This is a genomic window from Microbispora sp. KK1-11 (assembly GCF_006874435.1).
GTDB classification, from domain to species: Bacteria; Actinomycetota; Actinomycetes; order Streptosporangiales; family Streptosporangiaceae; genus Microbispora; species Microbispora catharanthi.
Window position 1 is genome coordinate 1 of record NZ_VIRJ01000040.1, and the last position, 14,157, is coordinate 14,157.

The following is a 14,157-nucleotide window of genomic DNA, read 5'->3' on the forward strand; positions in this document are numbered from 1 at the left end:
CTCCGGCTCGCTGAAGGGCGGCGTGGTGAACCAGCCCCGGCCTGCCTCGTAGACCACCGGCGGGTTGAGGCACTCCTCGATGGTGGTCCAGATGCTGAAGGACGGCGCGAAGTCGTACCCGTCGACGGTGAGGTCGGCGCCGTCTCGGATGCCGATCTCCTCGATGTGATCGAACAGTTCGTCGGCGGCGTAACGGGCGAAGACGTCCGACAGCCCCGGCTCCACCCCGATGCCGACCAGCGCGAGCCTGCCCGCCTTCTCCCACTCGCCGGCCATCTCGAACTGGGCGTCTCCCAGCTTGACCCCGCACACGTCGTGCGGACGCTCCGGATGCGGCCGCGACAGCGACATCGCCATGTCCAGGTAGTGCGCGCCGGCCGACAGCGCCGCCCGGAACAGCGGCATCACGAACCGCGGGTCGGTGGCGTTGAGCAGGACATCGCAGCGGTGCTCGGCCAGTAGTGCCACCACCGCGGCCTCGTCGCTCGCGTCCACCCGCCGGGGGCTGAAGCGGACGCCCGCCTCCCCCAGCGCGCCGACGGCCGCCTCGGCGCGGGACAGGTCGTAATCGGCGACGACCATGTGCTCGAAGAAGGATCGGCGGGCCGCGATCCGGGTGATCGCGGTGCCCACCCCACCGGCGCCGACGAGCAGAACACGCATGACAAAACTCCCTTTTCAGGACAAAGACCCCTCTGGTGCACACGATCCAACGCCACCGCCGCGCGGAACGTCAATGGTGTTGGCATAAGGTGGCGACGAGGAGAGGAGCACCATGCCCAAGCCGGTGGTTTCCGAGTCGGCGCGCCGACGGCGCCGCCCGACCAAGAACGGAGTCGTTCTCTCCGAGGACCTGATCGTGCGGACCGCGCTGCGCATGCTGCGTGAACACGGTGTCGCCGGACTGTCCGTACGACGGCTCGGCATCGCATTGGGCGCCGACCCCAGCACGCTCTACCGCTACTTCGCCGGCATCGACGACCTGACCCTGGCCATCGGCGACATGCTCATCGGCCGGGCCATGGACGGCTGGCACGGCACCGGCGACTGGCGCGCCGACCTTCGCGAACTGGGCCTGCGCATCCACGCGGCCTATCTCGAACACCCCCAGGCCGCGGTGCTGACCGCCAGCCGCATCAGCGGCAAGTCCCACGAGATCGCGGCGGACGAGGCGATCCTCGGGCTGCTGCGCGGCGCCGGGTTCCCCGACCGCGAGGCGGTCCGCGTCTACCACGCCTTCATCGACATGACGCTGGCCTTCGCCGCGCTGGACGCGGCGTCCCTCGCGCTGCCGGAGCAGGCGCGCAGGGCGGACGAGGAGATGTGGCAGGCGACCTACGCCCGCCTGTCCCCCGCCACCCACCCCAATATCGCGGCCGTCGCGCCCCTGCTGGTGGCAGGCATGAACGACAGCGCCTATCCCGCCGCCCTGGACATGCTGCTCGCCAGCGCAGCGCCGGACTCCGGCCACAGAAGGCGTGCGGATGAGGGGGATCGGCGGCACGGGCGATAGCGGGATCCGCGCCGCGAGACCCATTCCCGTCAGGCGGCCGGGTTTCCGGATGCGCGAAGAGTCCGGCGTACGGCGTCGTGGAGCCAGTGGTGGCCTCCGTCGGCCGCGTGGCGGGGTGCCAGGCCATGCCGATGGTCAGCGGCGGCAGTGGCGCCGGCACATGCCAGAACCCACGGCGCCCATCGCACCGAGACCACCTGACACCACGGAGGCCCCCATCATGCCCGTTGGGGGAACCGAACCGCCGGTCACCGCGTTCATGGGGGACAGCGCCGGCGGCGCTACGCTGCTGTGCCGTGCAGGAGACGCGCCTCGACACCGCCCGGATCCGGGCGGCTCGCCGGATGATCGACCCGATTTTCCGCGACACTCCCCTGTACCGCTGCGAGGCGCTGGAGCCCGGCCTCGGGTGCGCGGTGAGCATCAAGCTCGAAACGGCCAACCCGGTCCGCAGTTTCAAGGCCCGCGGCACCGAGGTGGTCGCGAGCCTGCTCGCCGCCGGTGATTCGCGAGCCGTGGTGTGCGCCAGCGCGGGCAACCTCGGCCAGGCCCTCGCCTGGTCCGGTCGCGGCCGGGGGCTCGACGTCACCGTCGTGGCGTCCCGCTTCGCGCCTGCGGCCAAGCTTGATCGCATCCGCGCGTTGGGCGCCAGGTTGGAGCTGGTGGACGGCGACTTCGACCTGGCGCGGGAGCGGGCGGCGGCCGTCGCGCGATACGACGGCATCCGGCTGGTGGAAGACAGCCTGGACATCGAGACCTGCGAGGGCGCGGCGACCATCGGCCTGGAACTGGTGGACAGCGCGCCGTCGTTCGACGCCGTCCTGATCGCTCTCGGCGGCGGGGCGCTGGCCACCGGCGTGGGTCACGTGGTGAAGGCCTGCGCGCCCGCCGTCGAGGTGATCTGCGTCCAGCCGGTAGGCGCGCCGGCGATGACGCGGTCGTGGCGCCAACGGCGCGTCGTCACCACCGACTCGACCGACACCATCGCCGACGGCGTCGCGGGCCGCCGCCCCATCCCGGCCGTCCTGGACGATCTCCTCCTGGTCGCCGACGACGCCGTCCTGGTCCAGGAGGCATCGATCATCGCCGGTATGCGGATGCTCCTCCACCACGCCGGCCTCGTCGTCGAGCCGTCGGCCGCGCTCGGCATCGCGGCGATCCTCGAAGACCGCGACCGCTTCGCCGGCCGGCACGTGGTCACCATCGTGTGCGGCAGCAACGTCGACGTGGACGCCTACCACCGCTGGATCGGCGCGGCTCCCGTCCACGGGTTCTGACGATCGCTCCCGAAGGTCGCCCCTGGTCAGGCGACGGAGTGGGTGACGACGCCGGTGTAAGTGCCGGAGGTGACCCCCGCAAAGGGGACGGACAGGACGAGGGTGGGATTCCAGGATGCGTTGTTGACCCCCGCCTCCGCGGTGTGGGAGAACGCCGTCCTCGGGACGGCGAGGGTCACGCTGCTCGCGGCCGTGGGCTGGCCGGGAATGAAGGTGCCGCCGCCCTGGGTGTCGGTGGCAGGGCCGGACCAGTAGCTCATGCCGGCCCTCCCGATGGTCACGACGGGGGCGGTCGTGCGGGTGTAGTCCGTCGAGGAGACCGTGGCGGTCCACGCGCCGGCGCCGGGATCGCGGTGGTCGGTCACCGTCACCGTCCCCAGAGGCGCGTTGCGCTGGCCTCCGGGCGCCACGCTGCCGAGGGACACCGCGACGGGGGCGCTGATCGTCAGCGATCCCGCCCTGGGCAGGGTGTAGGTGGCGATCGACGGAGCCGCGGCGGCCGGCGGGCCCGGCAGGGCGCCCTGGAGAATCGAGATCGCGAGCACGGTCGCGGTGGTGAGGGGTGTGGGTCGTAGGAGCATTCATGCCCTTCGGGAATCGTGGGGGGAGACGGCTCTGCGGCGCCGGACGACGAGACCGGTGGCGGCGAGTCCGATCACACCGGCGAGCAGGGCGACGAACGGCAACGGGCCGGCGGACATGGTGACCGGCCGGCCGACCCCCGTACGGGGGAAGACGACGGTGGCCGACACCGTGCGCTTGACGAGACCGCTCTGGACGACGAGGTCGGCCTTCCAGGGGCCGTCGGGGAGCCGGGGGTCCATCACGACCGTGAGCCGTCCGGTGTCCCCCGGCCGCAGTGCGACGCCCAGCTGCGCAGGGTAGGGCCCGGCGCGCAGCCCGCCCGGCCCCTCCGACAGGGACAGCGACCCGGACAGGTCCAGGGCACGGCCGCCGGTGTTGCGTACCTGGGCGACGAGGGTCGGCCGCCCGCCGGCGTCCCGCTCGGGGGTGAGACGGTCGATGCTCATGTCGGACGGAGGCTCTCCGCCGGGGCCGATGTCCAGGTAGACCCGGATTCCGGCGCGGCTGGCGAGGCCGACGTTGTGCCTCGCGTCCGGCTCGGCGGTCGTCTGCGCCCAGATCACCGCATAGCGCTCACCGCGCCAGGCGTCCCTGGGTACGCGGATGGTGAACCAGGCCATGCGGGTGTGGCCCGGCGCCACATCGATCTCGGATGGCGTGACCGTGGTCCAGCTCGACAGCTCGTTCGGGGTGCGATCCGGCGCGAACACGAATGCCCGGTGGTCGATGTCGGCCGCCGCCGCGTACAGCGAGACGTGCATGGGATGGGCGCTGCTGTTGAAGACCTCGAGCCGGCGCTTGATGGTGGTGCCGGGGCTGACGTGGTCGACCACTCCCTTGCGGGCGCGGGGGTCGTCGCGGCGGGCGACGGGCGCGTCGACCAGCCGGATGCCGAGCCCTTCTCCGGGGCCGTCCCCTCCGGTGGAGATGCCGGAGACCACGGCGCCGCGCGTGACGGCGGCGGCCGCCGCGGCCGCCTGTGCCGTGACCGCGCCGGAGCACAGCACGGACAGCATGACGGCCGCGGCGCGACGCGCGTATCTGTCAGGCGACGGAATGGGTCACCGTCCCGCTGTAGGTGCCGAGGTCCGCCGACAGCGGGACGGTCACGCTGATGACCGGGTGCCAGGACGCCTGGCTGTTGCCGGTGCCGCCGGTGTAGGTCATGGCGACCCGCTGCACGTCGAGGGTCCCGCCCGGCCCCGGTGTCAGCGTGCCGTTGCCGACGATCAACGTGCCGAGGCCGGGCGTGTAGGTCGCCGCGGACGCCGGGATCGGGTCGGTCGCGCCCACGAAGGCCGTGGACGAGACACGGGCGATCCAGTCGGACGTCGGGACGCCGCCGCGGGCGTCGGTCACCGTGACGGTGCCGATCGGCCCGCTGACGGTGCCGCCCGCCGTCGTGCTGCCCAGGCTCACCGGACCCGCGGGCGCCGTGATCGTCAACGCGCCCGAGGTGACCGTGAAGGTCACCGTCGTGTCCGAGGCGTCGGCCTGGCCGGTGAGCATGGCCAGCGTCAGCGCGGCCCCCGACATCAACGCGAGCGGCCTGAGTCGCATACTTCATCCCCGCTTATGTGAACGCCCCGGCAGGGGCGGCAGTAACACTGATCACCTGCAGGGCATCACGCTAGGAAGCCGGGGGCACGGTCGAGAGGCCGACGCGCACGTGCGTACGGGCCTCCGATCCGATCGGGACGAAAGCTTGAATCGCCGGGGCAGCGGGAACGCGACCGGACCTCCTCACGGGGCCGGACCCGATCGCGTCCCGCCGCCCGGTCACCCGTCCGTACGGCCGGGGCCGAAGGGCCGGTCGCCGCGGAGGGTGATGCGGTGCATCACCCGGTGCGCGTCGCCGTAGTCGCGGTTGGCGTAGTGAGCGGTGCTCCGGTTGTCCCACATGGCGACGTCGCCGGTCCTCCAGCGGTGGCGCACGATGTGCTCGGGCTTGGTCAGGTGGGCGTAGAGCAGGTCCAGGATGGCCCGGCTCTCGGCCTCGGACACGCCCACGATGTGGGAGGTGAACCCGGGGTTGACGAAGATCCCCTTGCGGCCGGTCTCAGGGTGGACGCGGACCACGGGGTGCTCCACCGGCTCCAGCCGGGTGACGATCTCACCGTCCCAGACGTTGCCCTTGCCGCCGCGGCGCTGGGCCAGGTAGTAGCCGAACTCGCGGTTGCCGTCGTGGACCGCGGTGAGCTGGTCGGCCAGCTCCTTCACGGGGGCGGACAGGGAGTCGTAGGCCAGCTGGCTGTCGGCCCAGCTCGTGTCGCCGCCGGTGGGCGGGAGGATCACCGCGCGCAGGATGGAGCCGAGCGGCGGGCGCGGCATGAACGTGACGTCGGTGTGCCAGACGTCGGCGAAGCCGTTGTCGGCGCTGTCGAGGGCGTAGATCTCGGGATGCGCATCGTCGACGCCCCCGACGACCGGGTGGGAGGCGGTCAGCTCGCCGAGACGCCGGCCGAGCGTCACCTGCCCGTCGTCGTCCAGGCTCTGCTCACGGAAGAACAGCACCTTCCGGTCGACCAGGGCGGCGCGCACCGCGGCCAGCTCCTCGTCGGTGGCGGTCGCCAGGTCCAGTCCCTCGACCTCGGCGCCGAAGTGGGGCCCGAGGGGCCGCACGTTCAGCTTGACGGCGGTCGGTGTGGTCATGTCATCTCCTCACGGTTGGGTGCTGCGGCGCTTCACGCGGCGGCGGCGCGTACGGCATGACCGACCTCGGCGCGGAGCGCGGCGTACTCGGGAAGGGCGCGCAGTTCGTCCGGTTCCACTCCGGTGCGCGGGAGGTCGACGTCCAGGTCGAGCGCGATCCGGCCCGGCCGGCGGGTGAGCACGACGACGCGGCTGCCGAGGAACACGGCCTCCTCGACGCTGTGGGTGACGAACACCGACGTGCGGCCGGTCTGCGCGCTCACCCGGCGCAGGTCCTCCTGCAGGCGCTCGCGGGTGAGCGCGTCCAGGGCGGCGAACGGCTCGTCGAGCAGCAGCAGCGGGTCGTCGCCGGCGAGTGCCCTGGCGATCGCCACGCGCTGCTGCTGCCCTCCCGAGATCTGCCAGATCCTGCGGTCCGCCACGTCGTGAAGGCCCACCCGTTCCAGCAGCTCGGGCACCCGTCGGGCACGTTCCGCACGGGGCACGCCGGCGTAGCGCAGGGCCAGCTCGACGTTGCCGCCCACGGTCTTCCACGGGAACAGGCGCGGCTGCTGGAAGACGATCCCGGCGCCCCTGCCCGGGACGGGCTCGGCGCCGCCGGTCCGTACGGTGCCCGAGGTGGGCCTCTCGAAGCCCGCGACGAGGCGCAGCAGCGTGCTCTTGCCGCATCCGGACGCCCCGACGAGCACGAGGAAGGCGCCGGAAGGGACGGTCAGGGAGATCGGCCCCAGGGCGGCGACCGGTCCTCCCGCGCCGCCGTAGACGTGTTCGACCTGGTGCAGGTGGACGGCGGCGACGTCCTCGTCCGCCGTGGCCGGGGCGACAGCCGGGTCAGGGCGCGAGGACACCGGGGAGCCCCTTGGTGTAGATCGCCCGCTCCACCGTGGCGAGGTCGGGCACCGTGTCGATCTTCTGCTGGTCCTTGAGGAACTGGGCCGCGCTCACCAGGTTCTGCGCCAGGCCGCCGACCTTGTCCGGCGTGCCGAGCCACTCGGGCGAGGCCAGATCGGCCGGCTTGAGGAAGACACCCTGGCTGAGCTGCGCCTTGGCCTCGTACTTGCCGATATTGAGCTCCGCTCCCACCGCCTGGGCCGCGGCGTCGGGATCGTCCGCGATGAGGTCGAGCGCCCTGGCCTCGGCCTTGCGCCAGGCGTCGACCGCGTCGGGGTGCGCCTGGACGAACGCGGTGGACACCACGCCCAGGTCGAGGGTGGGCTTGCCCGCGGTCGCCAGCTCGCGGCTGCTGATGAGCGTCTTGCCGGTCTTCTTGATCTCGTCAAGCGTGGGCAGCCAGACGTACGCGGCGTCGATGTCGCCGCGGGTCCAGGACGCCAGGATGTCCTGCGGCTCCAGGTCGACGAGGTTCACCGCGGACTCCGGCACCCCCGCCTTGTCGAGGGCGGCGAGCAGGCTGTAGTGGGACGTCGAGGCGAACGGCGTCGCCACCTTCTTGCCGCGCAGGTCCGCCACGGAGGAGATGCCGCTGCCGTCGCGGGCGACCAGGGCCTCGTTGTCTCCGGCCACGTCGAGCACGAACGCCACCTGGTAGGGGATGTTGAGCGGCGCGGACAGCCCGCGCGCGACCGGGCTCGATCCGATGGCCGCGATGTCCACGCTCTTGGCCACGAAGGCGGTGTTGATGCTGGCGCCGGAGTCGAACTTGGTCCACTTGATCGTGTAGCCGGGCAGCGCCTGCTCCAGCCACCCCTTGTTCTTCACGATGAGGTCCCCGCTGGGGAACGCCTGGTAGGCGACGCGGATGGTGCGGTCCGCCGTACCGCCGCCTCCGCCTCCGCCGGAGGCGGTGCCGTTGCCGCACGCGGCCAGGACGGCGGCCGTCGCGGCGGCCAGGGCGGCGGAAAGCAGGCGCGTGAGGCGTGGTCGTGACATGGCGGAGAGTTCCTTTTGCAGTGGGAGGGGGATTGACGAGGCTTGGCAGGGGCTCAGACGCGGCCGCGCCAAGGGATGAGCCGGGTCTCCGCGGCGCGCAGCAGGCCGTCGATCAGCAGGCCGGACAGGCCAATGGCGAGCAGCCCGAGCACCACGACGTCGGTCTGCAGGTAGCGCTGGGCGTCCCGGACCATCCCCCCGATGCCGGGCACGCCGTTGACGGTCTCCGCCGCGACGACCGAGGAGTACGCGACCCCGACGGCCAGCCGGACACCGGTGAAGATCTCCGGCAGGGCGGCGGGCAGCACGACATCCTTGATCGCGTCCCACCGTGAGGCGCCCAGTGCCCGGGCCGCCTCCACCAGGCCGGTCGGCGCGCCGTGGACGGCCGCGGCGGTGGCCACGGCGACCGGCGGGAGCGCGGCGATGGCGAGCAGCCACAGCTTGGGCGTCTCGTCGATGCCGAACCAGATGATGAGCAGGCTGAAGTACGCCAGCGGAGGCAGGGCCCGTACGAACGTCACGACCGGCTCGGCCACGAGGCGGATCCACGGCACGGCGCCCAGGACGACGCCGAGGACGAGCCCCGCCGCCACGCCGAGCGCCGAGCCGATGAGGATGCGGCGCAGGCTGATTCCCAGGTGCTCGACGAGCAGGTGACCGCCGTAGCCGCGAACGCCGTCGTGGGTGGTGGACAGCAGGACGAGCTGGTCCCACACGGCCCGGGGCGCGGGCACGAACGACGGGTTGCCCACCGCTGCCGCCGCCAGCTGCCACAGCGCGAGCAGTGCGAACAGCGACAGCACCCGCACGCCGATCCGGCGGGCCCTGCGCCCCCGCCGGGCCGGCGTCGGGGCGGCAGGCGTTCCTTCGGCGGGCGGCGGACCGGCGGACTCGGGCGCCTCGTCCGGCGTCGGAAGGCGGGGGGCGGCGGAGACGGATCTGGAGGGGGATGACGTCACAGTGGTCGCTCCGGGATGAGGGCTCCGGGCCGCGCCGCTCGATCGCGGGCACGGCACGGCGATGGAAGGAGGACGGCCGGCGAAGGTGACCGCGCCGGCCGGGAGGTCGAGGTTCAGGAGCGACAGGCCGAGCCGTTCAGACGGCACAGGTCGACGTGCCGACGCCGGACCAACCACGATGCCGAATACACAGGTATTTCCTACCAAATTTGTAGGGTGATGGCAATCGAGCGCCAGGCGAAGAGCATGCCGTTGGCGTTTCTCCCCGGCGAGACTGGATGTCATACTGACATTTATGGTCTAAATTGTCAGAATCGATTACCCCCTGAACCGGGAGCAGGCATGTGGCCAACGGTCCTTCTGAGCTTCTTCGCCGGCGTCTTCGCGGCGAACGCGACGCCGCACTTCGTGAAGGGGATCACCAAAGAGGGCTTCCCTACGCCGTTCGGCTACGGGCCGCTGGTCAACGTGGTCGCGGGCTGGGGGATGTACCTGATCGCGGCCGCGCTGACCGCGACCGCCGACGTGGGCGCGCACCCTCTGCCCGCCGCCGTCGCGGGAGCGGTCGGCGTCCTGGTCATGGGCGTCTTCCACGCGCGTATCGGCGCCTTCGGCAAGAAGCCCCCGACCGCCGAGTGACCGTCCGGCCAGGGACGGTTACGGCCTTCTCGTCAGGAATCGGTCGTGGCTGACGAGTTCGGCGGGACGGTCTTGGCCCACTCGGCCCACTCGGCGAGGGTCCGATAGAGGCGTACGCCGGCTTCGATGGCGATGCGCATGGATCGGGTCTGGGGACTGTCGCCGAACTCGCCGCGATCCTTGGCCTTCGGGTACTCCTCGTAACGCGCCGCCGCCTCGGCGAAGAAGCGGGCCTCCTCGTCGAGGTGGCGGCGCAGGTCGTCGGGCTTCATGGCGCATCCCGGTGATCGCCGTGGAGCCAGGGGCCACCGCCACCGCCACCTTCGACAAGGCCGGCGCCGCCGCGCGCAAGGCGCTGGCGGCCGCCGACCCGCACAGGGTCGCGCTGTACGACGACCACCTCGAGCGTTTCGCAAGGCGATCGCCAACCAGAAGACCGGCCCGGCCGAGGCCGTCGCCGCCACGATCGCGACGGCCGTCGAGGCGCGTGATCCCAAGCGGCGCTACCCGGTCAGCGCGGACGTCCGCGTCTACGGCATGCTGGCGCACGCCCCTGCGGGGCTGCGCGAGCAGCTGGTCACCCGGGCGTTCGGGCTGCGGGGCGTCCGCGCGGGCGGTGGCGCGCCCTGATCGGCGCGGAGCGGAACTCGGCTGCGTGGTGGCGAGCTGACGGAACGCGTATATCGTGTCAGCATGACGGATGCCGCCGAGGCCAAGCGCGACCACATCGTGGCCGCCGCGCTCGACGTGTTCGGCAGGTACGGCTACCGCCGCACCTCCATGGACCTGATCGCACGTGCGGCGCGCATGTCGCGTCCGGCCGTCTATCTGCACTTCAAAGGCAAGGAAGACGTCTTCAGGGCGGTCGCGCGGAGGTTCGCCGACGACATCGTCGCCGCGGCCGAGGCCGCACGGCGCTCCGGCCGGCCCGTCGCCGACCGCCTCTACGACGTCCTGGTCATCAAGATCGAGTTTTTCGCCGGCGCGGTCGAGGCGGAGTACCGGGCGGAGCTGTTCGCCGAGGCCCAAGTGATCGTCGAGGACGTGATGGCCTCGTTCGAGTCGGCCTATCTGTCGGTCGTCGAGGCCACGCTCGGCGACGCGGCCGAGGAACTCGACCTGCTCGACGCGACCCTGTCCGCCGCGGACGCCGCCGCCGTCCTGGTGGACGCGCTGTCGGGGATAGTGCGGGAGAAGGCGGAGCCGGCCGTCCTGCGCAAGCGCCTGCGTCAGCTCGTGGAGCTCGCGGTCAGGGGCCTGACCAGCAGGCCGGCCGCCGTGCTCCACGCGTGACGCCCGGCACAGCCCGGACTGGGCCGTGTCGCCGAAGCGTCAGCCCGTATCAGCAGAGTGGCCAGGGTGACGGCGACCTGGTGAGAACCGTGGCGATGCCACGCCGGCGTGGCTCACGGGATCGCGAGCGCCATGACCGCCGTCATGTCCCCTCCCCCAAGGCGTTCGCACGAGCGGTCTTCGCCTCCTCGCCCACCAGGTAGTACACGGTCGTGCCCGGCAGCCCGGCACCTGAAGTGAGGCCGGGCCGTCGGCCACCGGCGCCTCCATCGGCTGGGCCCACGCCGTGAGGCACTCGGCCCGTACCTCGCGGACGACACGCCCTAGGCGGGCGGGCAGTCCAGGGTCGTGCCCGTTCTGGGGGTGACCGAGCCGTAGTAGCGCACCCTCGAACACGGGACCACGTTGCCGGTCACCACGACGTCGGTGATCGGGCCGGCGTCGTCGGCCCGTACCGCCAGCCAGTCCCGGACACCGCAGCTCGTCACCTGGTTGCCGGTGATCTCCACCCCGCGCAGGGGCCCACCGGCGACCGACTTGACGTAGATGCCGCCCTCGCAGCCATCCACCCGGTTGCCCGCGATGCGCGCGCCGGTGGCGTTCACGGTGGCGATGCCGTCCCAGCGGGTGTTGCGTACGGTGTTGTTCTCGATCCGTACGCCGGAGTGCGGGTGGTCGGGGTCGGTGGTGTGCGACCCGGTGAACTGGCCCCAGCCGGCCTGTGAGCCGGAGGCGTCGCAGGTGTTGCCGGTCAGCAGGATGTCGCGGCACGGCGTCAGGTCGCCGGCGCCGCCCCAGGTGTTGCCCTCTGCGGGAAGGTCCAGCTGGACGGCCTCACCGTGCCACAGCCCCTGGCCCGGATCGGCGATCCAGCCCTTGAGCACGCAGTCGCGCACGGTGCCGCGGCGCACCGCGTTCAGCTCGATGCCGTGCCACCACTTGACGTTCCACATGGTCACGCCCTGGATGAGCACGTCGCTGGAATGAATGATCGTGATGCCGTTCATGGCCGGCGCCTGGTCCAGGCTGTCGCGTTGGACGAAGTCCCACACCGGATCCCAGCTGCCGCCGGTGATGGCGATGTTGCCCGCCCCGGCGTAACCGCCGGTCGCGGCGCCGACGGCGTTGAGGACCATGGTGCGTTTGACGCCCTCGGCGGGGAATCGGGCCACGATCCTGGCGTCGGTCGCGTCAAGGTGCGTGTTCCCGTACACGATCAGCGGCTTGGTCAGCAGGTATGTGGCCTTGGGGACCTTGGCGACGTACCGTCCGGCGGCGTCCCTGGTGCCCCTGCCGTCCCTGGCCTGGTCGAGCAGCGCCTGGATGTCCGAGCCGCTCACGTAGTCGGGCAGGGCGGCCGACGACGCCCGGGGACGCGAGGCCAGCACGCCCGCCGCTCCGGCGAGGAAGGCCCGTCGTCCGATCATCGTCGCGTCCTTTCCAGCAGCACCGCCGCGGCGGCCAGGAGGAGAGCGAAACACGCGGGGCCGATCGCCTGGGCCGGCTCGTGCCGGACGACCCCGATCAGAGCGTCGACCGCCTGGACGGCCGCGTTGAGTGCGAGAACCAGGGCCAGCGGGCGCCAGGCGCGCAGGGCCGCGCACAGCAGCAGGGCGCCGAGGAGCACGACGCCGCGTGCGGACATGTAGGCCGCGAACACGCGGGCCGCCGTGGCGTCCCCGCCTGGCACCAAAGCGCCCGGGGTCAGGACGCCGCCCACGGCGAAGTAGCCGGAGGCCGCGGCCGTCGCGACCGCCACGACGGACGCGAACACACGGGTGGATGCGTTGGGTGCCGGATGATTCGGCTGCCTGATCATTTGGTCTTGCCTTCCTGCTCACGAAGCCCGGCCAGGCCGCGGCGGAGCGGTTCCCCGCCCGCCTGGCCCCCTTTGGACGCCGAGCTTTCGGGCGGGCTCGAGCCTGCCGGGCCTGCCATGCGCACCGCCCTGGCCGAGGCCGCCCTCACGCACGCGGTACGACCGCTAGAGATCCCACATCTGGCCGTAGCCGTCGTTGCAGGTCCACTGGATCAGCTCCGCCCCGTTGGCCGAGGTGCCGTTGGGGAGCGCCGCGCACTTCCCGCTGCCGTTGTTGACGAAGGTCTCGTCGCGCCGGAGCCACTGCTGGCTCTCGTGCCCGTTGCAGGTCCACTGGATCAAGCGTGCGCCGTTGCTCGTGCTGCCGTCGGCGACGGCCAGGCACAGGCCGCTGTGGTCGTTCACGACCTCCACCGTGTAGGAGTGGATCCTGCCCACCCGCAGATGCCAGAACTGACCCGGACTGCTGGTGAGGCAGTCCCACTGGATCACGGCCGCCCCGTTCGCCGTGCTGGAGTTCCCGATGGCCATGCACTTGCCGGTGGCCCAGCTCGCGACCTGGCCCGGAGCCAGGGCGGCCTGCGCGGGCGCCGCCGTCACAGTCAAGGTCATTCCGGTCGCTACGGCCGCGAGCCACTTGGCGGTTCTCATACGAATGCGCCCTCTCCACGCTCTGACGTCCTGACAATCTAAGCAGAAATTGTCATATGGTCCAAGCCTGCCCGTCTCCTGGACCTCGCCCAGGCCGATGACGAGGCCGCCGACGCCGGCGAAGGGGACGAGGTATGGTCGCCCCATGCCTGACCCGATCTTCAGCCACCCTCGCCTGGCCGCCGTCTACGACGCGTTCGACGGCGACCGCGACGACCTGGACGCCTATCTCGGCATCGCCGACGAGCTGGGCGCGGACCGCGTGCTCGACGTCGGCTGCGGAACGGGGTGCCTGGCGATTCTGCTGGCGGACAGCGGACGCACGGTCATGGGCGTCGATCCCGCCGAGGCGTCGCTGCGGATCGCCGGATCGAAGGATCGGACCGGAAGGATCACCTGGGTCCACGGCGATGCCACCGAGGTCCCGGCGTTCGGCGCCGACCTCGCCGTGATGACGGGGAACGTGGCGCAGGTCTTCCTCACCGACGACGACTGGACGCGGACCCTCCGGGGCATCCACGGCGCGCTTCGCCCGGGGGGCCATCTCGTGTTCGAGACCAGGCGTCCCGAACGCCGGGCGTGGGAAGAGTGGGCTTCCGACACCGGTCCCGTCGTCCTCGACCTCCCGGAGATCGGGCTCGTGGAGCGGCGCCTCGAAGTCACCGACGTGAGCCTGCCGTCGGTGTCCTTCCGCTACACCTACACGTTCCTGGCGGACGGCGCGGTCGTCACGTCGGACTCGACCCTCCGGTTCCGCGACCGCGACGAAGTGGAGACCAGCCTGGTCGCGAACGGCTATCGCGTGCTGGAGGTGCGGGACGCCCCCGATCGCCCGGGCCGTGAATACGTGTTCGTCGCAAAGCGCGCGACGTGAAG

At 71.8% G+C, this 14,157-nt stretch carries 18 protein-coding genes; 5 read left to right on the forward strand and 13 right to left on the reverse strand.

Annotated elements, in window-relative coordinates:
• On the reverse strand, positions 1-663 hold a 663-nt coding region (locus FLW16_RS37790; RefSeq protein WP_185949769.1), incomplete at its 3' end, for a saccharopine dehydrogenase family protein.
• A 112-nt stretch (positions 664-775) separates the two neighbouring features.
• Here FLW16_RS37790 and FLW16_RS37795 point away from each other — a divergent pair.
• Positions 776-1,513, forward strand: coding sequence for a TetR/AcrR family transcriptional regulator (locus FLW16_RS37795; RefSeq protein WP_142565761.1), 738 nt, complete (start codon positions 776-778; stop codon positions 1,511-1,513).
• A gap of 296 nt (positions 1,514-1,809) precedes the next feature.
• A complete protein-coding gene (locus tag FLW16_RS37805; RefSeq protein WP_142565763.1) occupies positions 1,810-2,790 on the forward strand; it encodes a threonine/serine dehydratase in 981 nt (326 codons plus the stop codon).
• 26 nt (positions 2,791-2,816) lie between these two features.
• On the opposite strand, the gene FLW16_RS37810 is transcribed toward FLW16_RS37805, so the two are convergent.
• From FLW16_RS37810 to FLW16_RS46330, 8 genes are all read right to left on the reverse strand, one after another.
• Positions 2,817-3,371, reverse strand: a complete 555-nt coding sequence (locus tag FLW16_RS37810) for a hypothetical protein (protein WP_221891479.1) — start codon at positions 3,369-3,371, stop codon at positions 2,817-2,819.
• On the reverse strand, positions 3,372-4,391 hold the full coding sequence (locus tag FLW16_RS37815; protein WP_260616036.1) for a hypothetical protein: 1,020 nt from the start codon (positions 4,389-4,391) through the stop codon (positions 3,372-3,374).
• A 28-nt stretch (positions 4,392-4,419) separates the two neighbouring features.
• Positions 4,420-4,935: a hypothetical protein gene (locus FLW16_RS37820; RefSeq protein ID WP_142565765.1), complete on the reverse strand. Its 516-nt coding sequence runs from the start codon at positions 4,933-4,935 to the stop codon at positions 4,420-4,422.
• 219 nt (positions 4,936-5,154) lie between these two features.
• A complete protein-coding gene (locus FLW16_RS37825) occupies positions 5,155-6,027 on the reverse strand; it encodes a TauD/TfdA family dioxygenase (protein WP_142565767.1) in 873 nt (290 codons plus the stop codon).
• 32 nt (positions 6,028-6,059) lie between these two features.
• The gene (locus FLW16_RS37830; protein WP_185949770.1) at positions 6,060-6,875 is read right to left on the reverse strand and encodes an ABC transporter ATP-binding protein; all 816 of its coding nucleotides are present in this window, start codon (positions 6,873-6,875) and stop codon (positions 6,060-6,062) included.
• Positions 6,859-7,917, reverse strand: a complete 1,059-nt coding sequence (locus FLW16_RS37835; RefSeq protein ID WP_142565769.1) for an ABC transporter substrate-binding protein — start codon at positions 7,915-7,917, stop codon at positions 6,859-6,861. Before FLW16_RS37835 ends, FLW16_RS37830 begins: the two co-directional genes overlap by 17 nt.
• A 53-nt stretch (positions 7,918-7,970) precedes the next feature.
• Entirely contained in the window at positions 7,971-8,879 is a 909-nt protein-coding gene (locus tag FLW16_RS37840) for an ABC transporter permease (protein WP_260616037.1), read from the reverse strand.
• A 113-nt stretch (positions 8,880-8,992) separates the two neighbouring features.
• Positions 8,993-9,070: a putative leader peptide gene (locus FLW16_RS46330; protein WP_357052223.1), complete on the reverse strand. Its 78-nt coding sequence runs from the start codon at positions 9,068-9,070 to the stop codon at positions 8,993-8,995.
• A gap of 151 nt (positions 9,071-9,221) precedes the next feature.
• On the opposite strand from FLW16_RS46330, the gene FLW16_RS37845 reads away from it, so the two are divergent.
• The gene (locus tag FLW16_RS37845; protein ID WP_142565773.1) at positions 9,222-9,518 is read left to right on the forward strand and encodes a hypothetical protein; all 297 of its coding nucleotides are present in this window, start codon (positions 9,222-9,224) and stop codon (positions 9,516-9,518) included.
• 32 nt (positions 9,519-9,550) lie between these two features.
• Here FLW16_RS37845 and FLW16_RS37850 read toward each other — a convergent pair whose 3' ends face one another.
• Positions 9,551-9,790 carry a hypothetical protein gene (locus tag FLW16_RS37850; protein ID WP_142565775.1) on the reverse strand — a complete coding sequence of 80 codons (240 nt, stop codon included), beginning with the start codon at positions 9,788-9,790 and terminating at the stop codon, positions 9,551-9,553.
• 421 nt (positions 9,791-10,211) lie between these two features.
• On the opposite strand from FLW16_RS37850, the gene FLW16_RS37855 reads away from it, so the two are divergent.
• Entirely contained in the window at positions 10,212-10,811 is a 600-nt protein-coding gene (locus FLW16_RS37855) for a TetR/AcrR family transcriptional regulator (RefSeq protein ID WP_142565778.1), read from the forward strand.
• 323 nt (positions 10,812-11,134) lie between these two features.
• On the opposite strand, the gene FLW16_RS37860 is transcribed toward FLW16_RS37855, so the two are convergent.
• The 3 genes from FLW16_RS37860 to FLW16_RS37870 all read right to left on the reverse strand — a co-directional run bounded on the left by FLW16_RS37860 (position 11,135) and on the right by FLW16_RS37870 (position 13,281).
• The gene (locus FLW16_RS37860; RefSeq protein WP_142565780.1) at positions 11,135-12,238 is read right to left on the reverse strand and encodes a right-handed parallel beta-helix repeat-containing protein; all 1,104 of its coding nucleotides are present in this window, start codon (positions 12,236-12,238) and stop codon (positions 11,135-11,137) included.
• Positions 12,235-12,585, reverse strand: a complete 351-nt coding sequence (locus tag FLW16_RS37865; protein ID WP_142565782.1) for a hypothetical protein — start codon at positions 12,583-12,585, stop codon at positions 12,235-12,237. The genes FLW16_RS37860 and FLW16_RS37865 overlap by 4 nt, the downstream gene beginning before the upstream one ends.
• 210 nt (positions 12,586-12,795) lie before the next feature.
• Positions 12,796-13,281 (reverse strand): RICIN domain-containing protein, encoded by a 486-nt coding sequence (locus FLW16_RS37870; protein WP_185949771.1) that lies wholly within the window; start codon positions 13,279-13,281, stop codon positions 12,796-12,798.
• A 145-nt stretch (positions 13,282-13,426) separates the two neighbouring features.
• On the opposite strand from FLW16_RS37870, the gene FLW16_RS37875 reads away from it, so the two are divergent.
• A complete protein-coding gene (locus FLW16_RS37875) occupies positions 13,427-14,155 on the forward strand; it encodes a class I SAM-dependent methyltransferase (RefSeq protein WP_142565786.1) in 729 nt (242 codons plus the stop codon).
• Positions 14,156-14,157 lie beyond the last annotated feature (2 nt).